The organism is Alteraurantiacibacter aquimixticola, from assembly GCF_004965515.1.
In the GTDB taxonomy this organism is placed as follows: domain Bacteria; phylum Pseudomonadota; class Alphaproteobacteria; order Sphingomonadales; family Sphingomonadaceae; genus Alteraurantiacibacter; species Alteraurantiacibacter aquimixticola.
In genome coordinates, this window is record NZ_SSHH01000002.1 from 533,810 (window position 1) to 549,768 (window position 15,959).

Here is a 15,959-nt window from a genome sequence, read left to right on the forward strand (position 1 = left end):
GCCTCCTCCTTCCCCTCACATGCGAGGACCCGGCCATGGGTAACGAAGCGCAGAATTTCCTCCCCGAGCTTGCCGACCAGGACGGGCCGCAGCCCGGCCCCAGCTGGGCCAATGCCAAGTGGCCGCTATCCGACGATGGCGGCGACATGGCCGATGCCATGGACCCGACGACCATGACCCTCGCGGTCAAGGAAGCGGCGGCCAAGGCGGGCAAGGTGATGGATTCGGCCACCATCGAGCAGGCGGCCGATGCCTCGATCCGCGCGATGATGCTGATCCGGCTCTATCGCGTGCGCGGCCACCTTGCGGCCAATCTCGACCCGCTGGGCCTGTCGCATCTCGACATGCCGGAGGAGCTGACCCTCAAGTGGCACGGCTTCGACGGGCAGGAGGACAAGGAGGTCTATGTCGGCGGCGCATTCGGCTTCGAATGGGTCACGGTGGGTGAGCTCTACCAGGCGCTGCGCAGCACCTATTGCGGCGATGTGGGCCTGGAATACATGCACATTTCCGACACGGCGGAGCGGCGCTTCCTGCAGGACCGGTTCGAAGGGCCGGACACGGTCATCCAGTTCACGCCCGAGGGCAAGCGCGCCATGCTGGGCGCGGTGATCCGCGGCGAGGAATATGAGAAGTTCCTTGGGCGCAAATATGTCGGCACCAAGCGCTTCGGCCTCGACGGCGGCGAGTCCATGATCCCGGCGCTGGAAGCGGTGATCAAATATGGCGGCGCCACCGGCGTGCGCGAGATCGTTTACGGCATGGCTCACCGCGGCCGCCTGAACGTGCTCGCGAATGTGATGGCCAAGCCCTACAAGGTCATCTTCCACGAATTCTCCGGCGGCAGCGCCAACCCCGACGATGTCGGCGGTTCGGGCGACGTGAAGTACCACCTCGGCACCAGCACCGACCGCGAATTCGACGGGATCAAGGTGCACATGTCGCTGGTGCCCAACCCCAGCCATCTCGAGGCGGTGAACCCGGTGGTGCTGGGCAAGGTCCGTGCGCAGCAGGCAATCCGCGACGACCTCAGCAAGCATGAGCAGGTCCTGCCCGTACTGATCCACGGCGATGCCGCCTTTGCCGGTCAGGGCGTGGTTTGGGAATGCTTCGGCCTGTCGGGCGTGCGCGGCTATTCCACCGGCGGCTGTATCCATTTCGTGATCAATAACCAGATCGGTTTCACGACAAGCCCGAAATTCGCCAGATCGTCCCCCTACCCTTCGGACGTCGCCAAGGGTGTGCAGGCGCCCATCCTGCATGTGAATGGCGACAATCCGGAAGCAGTGACCTTCGCCTGCAAGCTGGCGGTCGAATACCGCCAGAAGTTCAAGCGCGACATCGTGATCGACATGTGGTGCTACCGCCGCTTCGGCCACAATGAGGGTGACGAACCGATGTTCACCCAGCCGCTGATGTATGCCGAGATCAAGAAGCATCCGCGTGTCAGCGAAGCCTATTCGGAGCGCCTGAAGAAGGAAGGCGTGATCGAGGAAGGCACCGCCCCTGCCCTGCGCGACGAATTCATCGCCCTGCTGGAAGAGGAATTCGAAGCCGGCAAGAGCTACAAGCCGAACGAGGCGGACTGGTTCGCCGGCCGCTGGTCCGGCCTGCACAAGCCCGCCGATCCGGAAACCGCGCGCCGCAACGTGCATACCGCGATCGAGAAGAAGCTGTTCGAAAGCCTCGGCCGCACGCTCACCAGCGTCCCCGATGATCTCACGATCCACAAGACGCTGCAGCGCGTGCTCGATGCCAAGAAGGCGATGTTCGAGACCGGCGAAGGCTTCGACTGGGCCACCGCCGAAGCGCTCGCTTTCGGCAGCCTCGTCACCGAAGGTTTCGGAGTGCGCCTGTCCGGCCAGGATTCGGGCCGCGGCACGTTCAGCCAGCGCCACGCGATCTGGGTCGACCAGAAGACCGAAGAGAAATACATCCCGCTCGCCACGCTGCCGCATGGCAAGTTCGAGGTGTATGACTCCACGCTCTCCGAATTCGGCGTGCTTGGCTTCGAATACGGCTTCGCCCTTGCCGATCCCAAGACGCTGGTGATGTGGGAAGCGCAGTTCGGCGATTTCGCCAATGGGGCGCAGATCATGATCGACCAGTTCATCGCCAGCGGCGAGGCGAAGTGGCTGCGCGCCAACGGACTTGTCATGCTGCTGCCGCACGGTTTCGAAGGCCAGGGGCCGGAGCATTCCTCCGCCCGCCTCGAACGCTTCCTGCAGCTGTGCGCCAACGACAATATCCAGGTCTGCAACATCACCAGCCCGGCGAACTACTTCCACGTGCTGCGCCGGCAGATGATGCGCTCCTTCCGCAAGCCGCTGGTCATCATGACGCCCAAGAGCCTGCTGCGTCATCCGCTGGCGAAGAGCGATGCGCAGTTCTTCATGGGCGACAGCCACTTCATGCGTATCCTTTCCGACAAGACGGAGATCGCCGATACCAAGGTGAAGCGCCTCGTCCTGTGCAGCGGCAAGGTCGCCTACGACCTGATGGAAAAGCGCGACGAGGAAGGCGTGGACGATGTCTCCGTCGTGCGCCTCGAACAGCTCTATCCCTTCCCCGGCGAACCCCTGGCCGTACGCCTGAAGCGCATGACCAACCTCGAGGAGGTGGTGTGGTGCCAGGAGGAGCCGAAGAATAACGGCGCCTGGTTCTTCGTCGAAAGCCGGATCGAGGAAGCGCTGATCGCCGCCGGGCACAAGGGCATGCGCCCCAGCTATGCCGGGCGCGAACCCGCGGCCTCCCCCGCCACCGGTTTCGCCAAGCGCCACCAGGCCCAGCAGGAGGCGCTGGTCTCCATCGCCCTGGGCCTTTCCGAACGCGGCAAGAGCGCCGCCAAAGCCAAATCCACCCGCAAATAGAGGGCCTGAGGACACATACACATGGCCAATGAAGTCAAAGTCCCGACGCTGGGCGAATCCGTTACCGAAGCCACTGTTGGCGAATGGCTGAAGCAGCCGGGCGAAGCCGTGGCGCTGGACGAGCCGATCGCCAGCCTGGAAACCGACAAGGTCGCGGTGGAAGTGCCCGCGCCCGTGGCCGGGATCCTGTCCGAACATGTCGTCGCCGTGGGTGACACGGTGGAAGTCGGCGCGGTGATCGCGCGGATCGAGGAAGGCGATGGTGCGGGGGCCAAGCCCGCTGCCGCTGCCTCCGCCGCGCCCTCCCCGGCACCCGCGCCCGCTCCCACGCCTGCTCCGGCCGCCAAGGAAGCGACGCATGACGACGCGCTGACCATGTCGCCCGCCGTGCGCCGAGCGGTGCTGGAACACGGCGTCGATCCGACCACGATCAAGGGCACCGGCAAGGACGGACGCCTGACCAAGGAAGACGTGCTGGCCGCCGCGAAAGCGAAGAAGGAAGGTGGCGCTGCGCCTGCCGCCGCTCCCGCCGCCGCTGCTCCGGCTGCTGCCGCCAAGGGCGAGCGCCGCGAGGAACGCGTGAAGATGACGCGCCTCAGGCAGACCATCGCCAAGCGCCTGAAGGGCGCGCAGGAAGAGGCGGCGCTGCTCACCACCTTCAACGATTGCGACATGAGTGCCGTGATCGAGGCGCGCGAGCAGTACAAGGAGCTGTTCGCCAAGAAGCACGGCATCAAGCTCGGCTTCATGAGCTTCTTCGCCAAGGCCGCATGCCTCGCACTGAAGGACGTGCCCGCCGTCAACGCCAAGATCGAAGGCGACGAGATCGTCTATCACGATTACGTCGATATCTCGGTCGCCGTCAGCGCGCCCAACGGCCTTGTCGTGCCGGTGGTCCGCAATGTCGACCAGATGAGCTTCGCGGAAGTCGAGCTTGCGATTGCAGGCTATGGCAAGAAGGCGAAGGAAGGCACGCTGACCATGGCCGACATGACCGGTGGCACCTTCACCATCTCCAATGGCGGCGTGTTCGGATCGCTGATGTCGACCCCGATCATCAACCCGCCGCAGAGCGCCGTTCTCGGCCTCCACCGCATCGATGAGCGCCCCGTCGTGGTGAACGGCGAGATCGTCATCCGTCCGATGATGTACCTCGCTTTGTCATACGACCACCGCATCATCGACGGCCGCGAGGCGGTAACCGCGCTGAAGATCATCAAGGAAGCGATCGAAGATCCGATGCGGATGCTGATCGATTTGTAAGCTTGCTGTCGCAAGCTCAATCCACTCGGAAGAGATCAGGCAAGTCTGAAGACTGGTGATACGGGAAAGGACTGACAAGATGGTGCAACGAATGGCGTCGGCTCTCATCCTCCTAGCCTGCCTCGCAGCGTGCCAGCCTCAAGAAAAACAGGCTGCTGCAACAGAGGCCGAGGCCGCGATGGAAGAGATTGCCAATTCTCCTGCCAATCCTGCGCTAGGCCGCTGGGTAGGGGAAACGGGCGAATGTTCCGATGTCCGGGATATCGAGTTCACTTCCACCGAAGTCATCCTTTTCGCCGGAATCCCGGATACACAAGTGATGCCTGTCACCTACAGTCATCGCGACAAGAACAGAATCCTCCTCACCACCTTCGATGGCGAACGAGCGGTCCTCACACGGGTCGATGTCGATCATCTGGCGGTGACTGCGCCCGATGGTAAGAGGGAATGCCTACTCGTCCGCCGCTGAGGCGGGTGGCCAAGCTCCAGCAATCGCTGGAGCTCGATGGAGCAAATAATGGCTGAACATGATTTCGACGTCCTCATCATCGGTGCCGGTCCCGGCGGTTATGTCGCGGCGATCCGCGCGGCGCAGCTGGGGCTGAAGACGGCCTGCGTGGAAAGCCGCGCGACCTTGGGCGGCACCTGCCTCAATGTCGGCTGCATCCCCTCCAAGGCCATGCTGCATGCATCCGAATATTTCGATGCGGCGGCCAATGGTTCGATGGCGAGCATGGGTATCGACGTGACCCCCAAGCTCAACCTCGATGCCATGCACGGCCAGCGCAAGGATGCGGTCAAGCAACTGACGGGCGGCATCGAATTCCTGTTCAAGAAGAGCAAGGTCACCTGGCTGAAGGGCCTCGCCAGCTTCAAGGACGCCAACACCGTCGAGGTGGATGGCAAGAGCTACACTGCGGGCGAGATCGTGATCGCCACCGGCTCCTCGGTCACTCAGCTCCCCGGCGTCGAGATCGATAACGACAAGGGCGTGGTGGTCGATTCCACCGGCGCGCTGGAACTGCCCAAGGTGCCGAAGACCATGGTCGTCATCGGCGGCGGCGTGATCGGCCTCGAACTCGGCAGCGTGTGGCGCCGCCTTGGGGCCGAGGTCACGGTGGTCGAATATCTCGACCAGCTGCTGCCCGGCATGGATGACGATATCCGCAAGGAAGCGGCCAAAATCTTCAAGAAGCAGGGCATGGAGCTGAAGCTCTCGACCAAGGTCACCGGCGTATCCGTGCGCGGCAAGACCGCGACGCTGACGGTAGAACCTGCCGCTGGTGGCGATGCCGAGACGCTGAAAGCCGATTGCGTGCTCGTCGCCATCGGCCGCAAGCCCAATACCGAAGGGCTGGGGCTGGAGAATATCGGCCTCGAAACGAACGAACGCGGCCAGATCGAAGTGGACGGCCAGTTCCGCACCAGCGTGGACGGCGTGCGCGCCATCGGCGATGTCGTCCCCGGCCCCATGCTCGCCCACAAGGCGGAGGATGAGGGTATCGCGGTCGCCGAATGGATCGCCGGCCAGATCGGCATCGTGAACCACGACCTCATCCCCGGCGTCGTCTACACTTGGCCCGAGATCGCCGGCGTCGGCCTCACCGAGGCCCAGGCGAAGGAGAAGGGCCCGATCAAGGTCGGCAAGTTCCCCATGCTCGCCAACAGCCGCGCCAAGACCAATCACGAGCCCGACGGCTTCGTGAAAGTCATCGCCGAGGCGGAAAGCGACAAGGTTCTGGGCGTCTGGTGCATCGCCTCCGTCGCCGGAACGATGATCGCACAGGCGACGCAGGCAATGGAATTCGGCGCCCTGTCCGAGGATATCGCCTATACCTGCCACGCCCACCCGACGCATTCCGAAGCGATCAAGGAAGCGGCGATGGCGGTGCAGGGCAAGCCGATCCACATGTGATGGCTAGGCTTCGTCATTGCGAGGGACCGACGGTCCCGCGGCAATCCAGGGCGATTACGATACTGCCCTGGATTGCTTCGTCGCTGCGCTCCTCGCAATGACGGGAGTTTGCGCATGACCCTCTCCCCCTTCCATCTCGCCTTCCCGGTGCATGACCTTGCCGCCGCGCGGGCGTTCTGGGGCGGGGTGATGGGTTGCCCGGAGGGACGCTCCTCAGACCAATGGGTCGATTTCGACTTCTACGGCCACCAGATCGTCACCCATCTCGTGCCCGGTTGTAACAAGCGGGACGAGGCGAACAATCCGGTCGATGGGCATGGTGTGCCCGTGCCGCATTTCGGCATCGTGCTGTCGATGGAGGAATGGCAGGGGCTGGCCGACCGCCTCACCGCCGCCGGGACCCAGTTCGTGATCGAGCCCTATGTCCGCTTCAAGGGCCAGCCGGGCGAGCAGGCGACGATGTTCTTCCGCGATCCCAGCGGCAATGCGATCGAGATGAAGGCCTTCGCCGACCGCTCCAAGCTCTTCGCCACGGACTAGGCGCGCGCGCCGCACAAGGGTAGGCCCCGACAATGGCTCGACTACGCATCATGCAACGCTTTGCCAAATGGCACATCTGGCTTGGCTGGCTGGTCGGCGTGCCCGTGCTGATGTGGACGCTCACCGGCCTCGTCATGACGCTGAAACCGATCGAGGAGGTGCGCGGCGAGCATTTGCGTGCCGAGGCGCCGGTGATCGAAACGACGGAACTGGTCTTCCCGACAGAGAAGATCGGCCCGGCCGCCAGCGTGGAACTGATCGCCCAAGTCGATGGCCCCGCATGGATCGTCACCGAACCCGATGGCGGCCGCTTCCGCTATTCCGCGCGCGACGGATCGCTGATCCCTCCGCTGATCGAGGACGAGGCGCGGCGGATCGCCGATGCCGCCTATGCGGGTGACGGCACGCTGGAGAGCGTCACCTATTTCCCCGAAGACATCTCCCCCACCGACCTGCGCGCGCCCTTCGCAGCGTGGCAGGCGCATTATTCGGACGGCACCAATCTCTATATGCGCGCGGCGACGGGCGAGGTGGTGGCAGTGCGGTCCAGCTGGTGGCGCGTCTTCGACCTGATGTGGGGGCTGCACATCATGGACCTGGAAACGCGCGAGGATACGTCGCATCCGATCCTGATCCTCTTCGCTGCATTGGGCGTCATCGGATCGCTGCTTGGCTGCATCCTGATGTTCCGCCGGCGCAAGGCACGGGTGAAGGTGAAAGCGTGAACCCGCCTGCCCTGCCCCCGCTGCTCGACCTCGCTGGAACCGCGGTGTTCGCGCTGACCGGCGCATCGCTCGCAGCAAGGCTGCAGCAAACCTTTGTTACCGCATGCTTCTTCGCGCTGGTGACAGGCGTGGGCGGAGGCACGATCCGTGACCTGCTGCTCGATGCCAATGTTTTCTGGCTGCGTGATCCTTGGATCGCCCCGGTGATCCTCGGCACTGCGCTGGTGGCATGGTTCACGCCCAATCGCTGGTGGCAGGGCCAACTGATCGAATGGGCCGATGCTGCGGGGCTCGCCGCCTTTTCCGTGCTCGGCACCGCCAAGGCGCTGACCTATGGCGTCGCACCCATCCCGGCGATGATATTGGGCGTGGTGACGGGTTGTGCAGGCGGCATCATCCGCGACGTTGTGGCGGGCGTGCCGTCTATCATGATGCGGCCCGACCTTTACGTCACCGCCGCCGCCCTATCCGCCATGCTCACGGCATTGCTGCTGGGGCTGGGCGTAACAGAGGCGCTGACATGGGCCATCGCCGCGCTGGCTGGCTTCGCCCTGCGCGGCGCGGCGATGATCTGGAATATCCAGCTGCCCGCCTATTCGCGCGGCAGCGATCCGGGCTGATCAGATGCCCAGGCTGTCCTCGTAACCCTCTTCTCCGGGAAGCGGGCCGCCGGGATAGGCCGGGCGCGGCGCACTATCGAGATCGGCATCGACCAGCGGCGCATCGCCTCGGGCATAGCGATCATCGCTGGAGGGATAGGAGGCTGGCTGCACGGACTGGCCATTAGTAGCAGCGCGGGCTCGGGCATAGCGCTCATCGCTCCACTGCTCGCCTTCCCGCAGCAGGGAGGCGTCATAGGAATTGCGGGACTGGCCGTGATCATTGGCGGCAAAACCATCACCAAGGTCCACCGAGCGAATGCGTCCGTCATTGTCGATCCGGCAGGTGAAATAGTCGCCATTGTCGAGCGAGCCGGACACGCTCCAGCCCGCACCGTCGCGAGAGGCGTTGTCGACGCTTTCCACCCGGTCACTGCCGCGCTCGACCTGGTCGACGCACATGTCCACGGCATTGTCGATCCCGCTGGAACTCCAGCTGCCGCTGCGGCGCGGCGGAGCCTCGCGGTAACGCACATCGTCCTCGCGCACGCGATAGCGATCACGGTCGCGTCGGTCATTGCTGGCAGAGCTGGCAATCGCGGCGATCGCGCCCAGCACCACCACGCCCGCAATCACGTCACCCGCATTCACGCCATGGCGGTGGCGGCGATAGCGGCGGTACCCCTCGGCATTCTCGCCATCGGCGTCATAGGCGCCGGCAGGAGCGGCGGAGATCGTCGGCAGCTCGGCCGCCGAAGCGGGCAGCGCGGTCATGGAAGTCGTCGCCAGCATGGCGGCGGCGATGGCCAGCGGATTGCGGGAAAGGGCCATGGTCGGGTCCTTGCATCAGACCCCCGATATTGGGGGTGGTATGAATATTGGCCACAAGAGATAGGCGGCCCCGGCTTGCATTAGCCTGAACCGCCTATCCGGGGGATCATGTCAGGGTTTGGGGATCACAACCCGCGGATACCGCTGAAGTCGATATCCACCACCCGGCCGCGTTCGACGTCGCAGGTGAAGCGACCTTCGTCCCAGCCATTGTTGCGGCGGTTGCGGCTGTAGTCGTTCCAGCCACCGCGGTGATAGCGATCGCGCACGGCAATCCGGCCCTTCACCTCGAAACCACGGCGTTCACGGTCGACATCGCGGATCTCGTAAACCTCGGCGCGCGAGCCGGTCCAGCGTTCGGCCTGCCGCTCGGCGGCACGGACGCACTGTTCCACCGCACGCTCGACATTGTCGCGATTATTGTAGCGGCGGTCGCGATGATCATAGCGGTCGCCATGGCGATAATCGCGGTCACGATAGTTCCGGTCGCGATAGCGCCGGTCATCACGGTCATTGTCCACGGCCGAGGCAATGGCGGCGATACCGCCGATGATCAGCGCACCGGCGATCACGTCACCGGCATCGATACCGCGATCGCGATGACGATCACCGGCGACTGCAGGAGTTGCCGAGGCCACCGCCATCGCACCGGCGGCGACGGTCCCGACAAGGGCTTTGGTATGGGACTTCATGGGGCATCTCCTTTTTCGTCCGCGATGGCTGGATGGCCACCGATGAGAAAAGGGATAGGCGATTCGCCGTGAGGTCCCGCTGAACCCGCGCGTTAGGCGATGTTCAGAAAAGTGTTGGCTTTCCTGAACATTCTATTCTGGCGCTACCAGCCCCGTCCAATAGGCCAGGAAGCCCATGATATCAGCCGCTTCGGCAATCGCCTTGTCGGTCGGCTTGCCCGAGCCGTGGCCCGCGCGCGTCTCGATGCGGATCAGCTGCGGACGCTCGCCCAGCCCCGCTTCCTGAACGGCAGCGATATATTTGAAGCTGTGTCCGGGCACCACGCGGTCATCCGTGTCTGCCGTCGTCACCAGCAGCGCGGGATAATCAACACCGCGCTGGATGTTGTGCAGCGGGGAATAGGCGCGCAGCACGCGGAAATCGTCCTCCCGGTCGGGATAACCGTAATCGTCCACCCAATAGCGGCCCGCAGTCCAGCGATCGAAACGCAGCATATCCATCACGCCCACGGCGGCATTGCCGGCGGCGAAAAGGTCCGGACGCTGGTTGCTGACCGCGCCCACCAGCAGCCCGCCATTGGAGCCGCCCTGGATCGCCAGCCCATCTGCCGGGGTGATCCCCTCGGCAATCAGGAATTCACCCGCTGCGATGAAATCGTCGAACACGTTCTGCTTGTTGTCGAGGCGCCCGGCATCGTGCCACGCCTTGCCATATTCACCGCCGCCACGGATGTTCGCGACCACGAAGGCCCCGCCCGCCTGTGCCCAGGCCAGCCTGCTCGCCGAGAAGCCGGGGGTGAGCGAGATGTCGAAACCGCCATAGCCATAGAGCACGGTCGGCACCGCCTCCCCGCTCGCCGCCACATCGGCGCGGCGCAGGATGAACATGGGAACGCGCGTGCCGTCCTTGCTATCATAGAAGCGCTGCTCGACGGTGAAATCGTCCGGGTCGAAGGCGAGTTCAGGCTCGGCGAAAGTGCTGCGCTCACCCGTCGCCATGTCGAGGCGATAGATCGTCGGCGGGCAGTTGAAGCTGGTAAAGCTGTAGAAGGTCTCCGGATTGCCCGGACGGCCGGAGAAGCCGCCCACGCTGCCGATCCCGGCCAGTTCCACTTCGCCTGCCGCTTCGCCATCCAGCGTGTGGATGCGCGCGACCGAGCTTGCGTCCTGCAGATAGGACAGCACCAGCCTGTCACCGACGATGGAGGCGCCATCGATCGGCTGCTCCGTTTCGGGCACTACCACTTCCCATTCCGGGCTCGCCGCGTCGAGATCGATCGCCAGCACGCGGTAGAGCGGTGCGTCCTTGTTGGTGACGAACCAGATCTTGCCACCCACGCTGTTCACCGCGCTCCAGGCATTGTCGAAGCCGGTCACCAGCGGGCGCGCCTGCCAGCCCCGCGTATCGCGTGCCGCGAGGTCGATCGCGCGCACCTCGTAGCGGGCATCGGTGCCCTTGGCGCTGGTGATGATCGCCCAGCGCCCGTCGCTGGTGACGCTGGCGCTATGCCCTACTTCGCGGTCCTCGGGCGTGGCGAAGACCAGCTCATCCTCCGACTGCGGCGTGCCGAGGCGATGGAAATAGACCGCCTGGTCGTAATTCAGCGCCTGAAAGTCTTCGCCTTCCTCCGGTTCGGGGAAGCGCGAATAGAGGAAGCCCTCCTCACCCACCCAGGCAAGGTCGGTGAACTTGGCCCAGCGGATCTCGTCTTCCAGCGGCTCGCCGGTATCGACATCGAGCACGCGCAATATGCGCCAGTCGGTCCCGCCATCCTGTACGCTATAGAGCAGCTTCGACCCATCGGGCGAGGCGCGCCAGCCCGACAGCGCGGTCGCCCCGTCATCGGCCCATTCATTGGGGTCGATCAGCAGCCGCTGCTCGGCCTCCAGTCCTTCGCGCACATAGAGCGGGCTCTGGTTCTGCAGGCCGGTGTTGAAGGTGTAGAAATAGCGCCCGCCCCGTTCGACAGGCGTCGAATAGCGGGCGAAATCGAAAATCTCCCCCACGCGGGCGCGGAACCAGTCGCGCGCCGGCAGGCGGTCGAGATAAGCATTGGTTACCGCATTCTGCCGCTCGACCCAGTCGGCCACTTCGGGCGCGTTGCGGACATCCTCTTCCAGCCAGCGATAGGGATCGGCGATCTCCTCGCCGAACAGCGTTTCCACCACGTCGCCGCGGCGCGTCTCAGGATATGCAGGTGCAGTCATGTCCTGCGCGATAGCAGGGCTGGCCACGGCGGCAAGCAGCGAGATGGCGGCGATGGGCAAGCGATGGTTCATGGGCGGTGGAAGACCTTTCTGGCGAGAGGTTTCCAATGTAATCGCATGGCGGTGGGCCGCAAGCTTGGTCCCACGAAAAAGGGCCGCGTCCCTTGCAGGAGCGGCCCTTTTTGCGGGTATCGAAAACGCGATCAGGCGTCTTCGTATTCGTCTGCGGTCATCACCGGGCCGCTGTCCTGGCCCTTCGCGTCCTCGTCACGGTCAACCAGTTCGATCACGGCGATCGGAACGGCGTCCGAAGCGCGGATGCCGGCCTTGATGACGCGGGTGTAACCGCCGTCACGATCGGCATAGCGCTCTGCCAGGACCTCGAAGAGCTTCTTCAGCTGCGTCTCGTCGCCCAGGCGGCTCATGGCCAGGCGGCGGTTCGACAGGCCGCCACGCTTGGCCAGCGTGATCAGCTTTTCGACATAGGGGCGCAGTTCCTTGGCCTTGGCGACCGTGGTGGTGATCTGCTCGTGCTTGATCAGCGCGGCGGACATGTTGCGGAACAGCGCCTTGCGGTGCTGCGACTTGCGGCTCAGCTTGCGGCCGGAAATACCATGACGCATTATACTTTACTCCAGTTCGTAAGGGGCCCGTGTCAGGTAGCCCAGTGCAGGCCGGAAGAAGGGGTCCGGCCCATGCCCCGTAGAGTGGCGTTTAGCCGAGCAGTTCCTGCTCCAGCTTCTTCGCCATTTCCTCGATGTTCTCAGGCGGCCATCCGGGGATGTCCATGCCCAGACGCAGGCCCATGGAAGACAGCACTTCCTTGATCTCGTTGAGCGACTTGCGGCCGAAGTTCGGCGTGCGCAGCATCTCGGCTTCGGTCTTCTGGACCAGGTCGCCGATATAGATGATGTTGTCGTTCTTGAGGCAATTGGCCGAACGCACGGACAGTTCCAGCTCGTCCACCTTCTTGAGCAGGTAACGGTTGAGCTGGTTGGTGTCGCTTTCCTGCGGCTCCGCGGCCATGCCGATCATGGCGCTGGAAGGCTGCGGGATGCCGTCCTCGAAGTGGACGAACAGCGTCAGCTGGTCCTGCAGGATGCGCGCGGCATAGGCCACGGCGTCTTCCGGAGTGACGGTGCCGTCGGTCTCGACCGTCAGGCTCAGCTTGTCGAAGTCGAGTTCCTGGCCAACGCGGGCATTCTCGACCTTGTAGCTGACCTGCTTGATCGGCGAATACAGGCTGTCGACCGGGATCAGGCCGATCGGCGCATCGGCCGGGCGGTTGCTGACGGCAGGCGCATAGCCTTTGCCGGTGTCGGCGGTCAGTTCCATGTTCAGCGTCGCGCCCTCGTCCAGGTGGCACAGCACCAGGTCGGGGTTCATCACTTCGATGTCACCGGTAACGGCGATGTCGCCGGCCTTCACTTCAGCCGGGCCGGTCATGGACAGCTGCAGGCGCTTGGGGCCTTCGCCTTCCATTTTCAGCGCGATCTGCTTCACGTTGAGGACGATATCGGTCACATCCTCACGCACGCCGGCGAGCGAGGAGAATTCGTGCAGCACGTTCTCGATCTTGATCGAGGTGATCGCGGCACCCTGAAGGCTGGACAGGAGGACGCGGCGCAGCGCGTTGCCCAACGTCAGGCCGTAACCGCGTTCCAGCGGCTCGGCAACGAAAGTGGTCTTGCGCTTCTTGTCGCCACCTTCCTTGATGTCGAGAGTGTTGGGCTTCTTGAGTTCCTGCCAGTTCTTCATATTGACGGACATGGACTTCCCCTAAAGGTTGGTTTCGGCGGCATCGGCCGCAGGCGCTGGATGCGCCGCGGCCGATGCGAATGACTGTTTGCGAAGGCCGCCGAGCTCAGGCAGCCATCGCGGCAGGTTCGATCAGACGCGACGGCGCTTGGACGGCCTCACGCCATTATGCGGAATCGGCGTGACGTCGCGGATGCTGGTGATGGTGAAGCCCACCGCCTGCAGCGCGCGAAGGGCGCTTTCACGGCCCGATCCGGGACCCTTGATCTCCACTTCCAGGGTGCGCACGCCGTGTTCGGCGGCCTTCTTGCCGGCGTCGTCCGCTGCCACCTGTGCGGCATAGGGGGTCGACTTGCGGCTGCCCTTGAAGCCCATCATGCCCGCGGAGGACCAGCTGATCGCATTGCCCTGTGCATCGGTGATGGTGATCATGGTGTTGTTGAAGCTGGCGTTGACGTGGGCAACACCGCTCGAAATGTTCTTCTTGTCGCGACGCCTAATGCGGCCGGGTTCGCGTGCCATGTCTCGTATTCCTCTTTATCTCGGAAGAAGGGAAAAGCCTTGGGACAAGCCCGAGGCTTACTTCTTCTTGCCGGCGATCGGCTTGGCCTTGCCCTTGCGGGTACGGGCGTTGGTGTGAGTGCGCTGACCGCGAACGGGCAAGCCCTTGCGATGACGCAGGCCGCGATAGCAGGCCAGGTCCATCAGGCGCTTGATGTTCATTGCGGTGTCGCGGCGAAGGTCACCTTCGACAGTGTAGTCGGCGTCGATCGCTTCACGGATCTGCAGAACTTCGGCGTCGGTCAGGTCCTGCACGCGGCGGGAATGATCGATGCCCAGCTTGTCGGCGATCTTCTTCGCCGTGGTCGGGCCGATACCGTGAATATAGGTGAGCGCCACGATAACGCGCTTGTTGGTGGGGATGTTTACCCCGGCAATACGAGCCACTTAAATCTCCTGCTCCACAGGGGCCATGATCCTTAAGGACCGCCCCTATCTCATAGCGTTGCTTCAATCCGTTCGCGCGGGCACCGAAGCCCTAACGGCAATAAGTCCGGATGGCGCGCATCTGTGGCTGCCGCCTGCCGGACCGGTTTCCGATTAAACGAATGGGAGCCGCAAGTAGGGTGATTCGCCCCTCGCGTCAAGCGCGCAAAGGAGCCGCAGGAAAATTCCCACGCCCCTTCTGATGCGACCTTGTATCGTAAACTATAGCGCGGCCTTGCGCCGCAGTCAAAACAGCTTGTGAAAATCCGTTTACCTGTCCTTGGTCATACCGCTCCGCCCAAGGCTTCAACGAGCCCGCCAAGGAACTCCGCCTGCACGCTGTCTACCACCGGGGCCAGCTCCCCGAGCGGCAGGCGCGACTGGCCGCCGATCACGTAATCCCAGGTGATCTGCGTCCCCGCATCGACCTCTGCCAGCGTGACGGTGAGCGTGCCCGCCAGCCCTTCGGATTGCAGCGGTCCAAGCGCGCCGACCATGCGCAACGTCCGGCCGGGCATGACCATCACGACGCGCGCATGCTCTGCCGAACCAGGCGCGCCGCCGGCAGGATCGGGAATAACTTCGCAGAAACAGCCGCCCGCCACCGGGTTGAGCGACATGTTGGCGGAGTTGTCCGACCAGCTGTGGCTCCACCAGTGCTGCGGCTCGATGAGCATGGCCCAGGTCGCAGCGGGATCGGCAGCGACCACGGCCGTGTGCGTGGAGGCAAAGCCGCCGGTCTCGGACGGCACCACCTCTGCCGTAGCGGATGTGGCGAAGCTCGCCGGCAAGGCCGCCGCCAGCGCAAACATCGATCGTCTCATGAAAACATCTCCGGCCGGATCATCCCGCCGGAAATGCTACCACCCCGCCCCCGATTGGCAAGCGAGGTGCGTGCAGCGCGTTCAGCCGCGCAGCACCGCCTCGATTTCCGTCGTCACATCGTCGATCGGCGCCATGCCGTCCACGCGGGTGACGAGGTCGCGCTGCTCGTAATAGGGCAGGATTGGTGCGGTCTTGGCGCGATATTCCTGCATCCGCTTACGTACCGTTTCCTCATTGTCGTCCGGACGGCGCTTGAATTCGGTGGAACCGCACTTGTCGCACACGTCCGCTTTCGCAGGCAGCTTGAAAGTGTCATGATAACCCTCGCCGCAATTGGCGCAGGTGAAGCGGCCGGTAATGCGTTCGACCAGCGCATCCTCATCCACCGCCAGTTCGATGACGTGGTCGAGCTTGCGGCCATGCTTGGCGAGCAGTTCGTCGAGCGACACGGCCTGCGCCTCGGTGCGCGGATAGCCATCGAAAATCGCGCCGACTTCCTCGCCCATGGCGGTCAGCTCGGCATCGATCAGGGCGGAGACGATCTCGTCGGAGACCAGCTCACCGCGATCCATCACTTCCTTGGCCTTGATGCCGACGGGCGTCTGGGCCTTCACCGCGGCGCGCAGCATGTCGCCAGTCGACAGCTGGCGCATGCCGTGATGCTCCACCAGCAGGTGGGCCTGCGTGCCCTTGCCCGCTCCCGGAGGACCCAGAAGGATAATATTCATGTCTGCGAAGCTCCCCCA

General features: G+C 64.0%; 16 protein-coding genes. 7 read left to right on the forward strand and 9 right to left on the reverse strand.

Features of this window, described 5'->3' with window-relative positions; genetic code table 11:
* Positions 1-35 precede the first annotated feature (35 nt).
* From E5222_RS09025 to E5222_RS09055, 7 genes are all read left to right on the forward strand, one after another.
* Positions 36-2,870, forward strand: a complete 2,835-nt coding sequence (locus tag E5222_RS09025) for a 2-oxoglutarate dehydrogenase E1 component (RefSeq protein ID WP_136693429.1) — start codon at positions 36-38, stop codon at positions 2,868-2,870.
* A gap of 21 nt (positions 2,871-2,891) precedes the next feature.
* Positions 2,892-4,133, forward strand: coding sequence for a 2-oxoglutarate dehydrogenase complex dihydrolipoyllysine-residue succinyltransferase (odhB, locus tag E5222_RS09030; RefSeq protein WP_136693430.1), 1,242 nt, complete (start codon positions 2,892-2,894; stop codon positions 4,131-4,133).
* 79 nt (positions 4,134-4,212) lie between these two features.
* Positions 4,213-4,602 (forward strand): hypothetical protein, encoded by a 390-nt coding sequence (locus tag E5222_RS09035; RefSeq protein WP_169053537.1) that lies wholly within the window; start codon positions 4,213-4,215, stop codon positions 4,600-4,602.
* A 48-nt stretch (positions 4,603-4,650) separates the two neighbouring features.
* Positions 4,651-6,048, forward strand: coding sequence for a dihydrolipoyl dehydrogenase (lpdA, locus tag E5222_RS09040; protein ID WP_136693432.1), 1,398 nt, complete (start codon positions 4,651-4,653; stop codon positions 6,046-6,048).
* A gap of 114 nt (positions 6,049-6,162) precedes the next feature.
* Positions 6,163-6,588: a VOC family protein gene (locus tag E5222_RS09045; RefSeq protein ID WP_136693433.1), complete on the forward strand. Its 426-nt coding sequence runs from the start codon at positions 6,163-6,165 to the stop codon at positions 6,586-6,588.
* A gap of 32 nt (positions 6,589-6,620) precedes the next feature.
* Complete coding sequence (locus E5222_RS09050; protein WP_136693434.1) at positions 6,621-7,313, forward strand: PepSY domain-containing protein; 693 nt, start codon at positions 6,621-6,623, stop codon at positions 7,311-7,313.
* Positions 7,310-7,933, forward strand: coding sequence for a trimeric intracellular cation channel family protein (locus E5222_RS09055; RefSeq protein ID WP_246021643.1), 624 nt, complete (start codon positions 7,310-7,312; stop codon positions 7,931-7,933). Before E5222_RS09050 ends, E5222_RS09055 begins: the two co-directional genes overlap by 4 nt.
* Here E5222_RS09055 and E5222_RS09060 read toward each other — a convergent pair whose 3' ends face one another.
* From E5222_RS09060 to E5222_RS09100, 9 genes are all read right to left on the reverse strand, one after another.
* On the reverse strand, positions 7,934-8,743 hold the full coding sequence (locus E5222_RS09060; RefSeq protein ID WP_136693435.1) for a hypothetical protein: 810 nt from the start codon (positions 8,741-8,743) through the stop codon (positions 7,934-7,936). It lies immediately after the preceding gene.
* 125 nt (positions 8,744-8,868) lie between these two features.
* A complete protein-coding gene (locus E5222_RS09065) occupies positions 8,869-9,435 on the reverse strand; it encodes a hypothetical protein (RefSeq protein ID WP_136693436.1) in 567 nt (188 codons plus the stop codon).
* A 132-nt stretch (positions 9,436-9,567) separates the two neighbouring features.
* The gene (locus E5222_RS09070) at positions 9,568-11,715 is read right to left on the reverse strand and encodes a prolyl oligopeptidase family serine peptidase (protein WP_136693437.1); all 2,148 of its coding nucleotides are present in this window, start codon (positions 11,713-11,715) and stop codon (positions 9,568-9,570) included.
* A 131-nt stretch (positions 11,716-11,846) separates the two neighbouring features.
* Positions 11,847-12,266 (reverse strand): 50S ribosomal protein L17, encoded by a 420-nt coding sequence (rplQ, locus tag E5222_RS09075; RefSeq protein WP_136693438.1) that lies wholly within the window; start codon positions 12,264-12,266, stop codon positions 11,847-11,849.
* Positions 12,267-12,357: 91 nt separating this feature from the next.
* Positions 12,358-13,413 (reverse strand): DNA-directed RNA polymerase subunit alpha, encoded by a 1,056-nt coding sequence (locus E5222_RS09080; RefSeq protein WP_136693439.1) that lies wholly within the window; start codon positions 13,411-13,413, stop codon positions 12,358-12,360.
* 120 nt (positions 13,414-13,533) lie between these two features.
* Entirely contained in the window at positions 13,534-13,923 is a 390-nt protein-coding gene (gene rpsK / locus E5222_RS09085) for a 30S ribosomal protein S11 (RefSeq protein ID WP_047003266.1), read from the reverse strand.
* Positions 13,924-13,980: 57 nt separating this feature from the next.
* A complete protein-coding gene (rpsM, locus tag E5222_RS09090; protein ID WP_136693440.1) occupies positions 13,981-14,349 on the reverse strand; it encodes a 30S ribosomal protein S13 in 369 nt (122 codons plus the stop codon).
* A 323-nt stretch (positions 14,350-14,672) separates the two neighbouring features.
* On the reverse strand, positions 14,673-15,212 hold the full coding sequence (locus E5222_RS09095) for an SRPBCC family protein (RefSeq protein ID WP_136693441.1): 540 nt from the start codon (positions 15,210-15,212) through the stop codon (positions 14,673-14,675).
* An 81-nt stretch (positions 15,213-15,293) separates the two neighbouring features.
* A complete protein-coding gene (locus tag E5222_RS09100; protein ID WP_136693442.1) occupies positions 15,294-15,941 on the reverse strand; it encodes an adenylate kinase in 648 nt (215 codons plus the stop codon).
* Between the last annotated feature and the right edge of the window lie 18 nt (positions 15,942-15,959).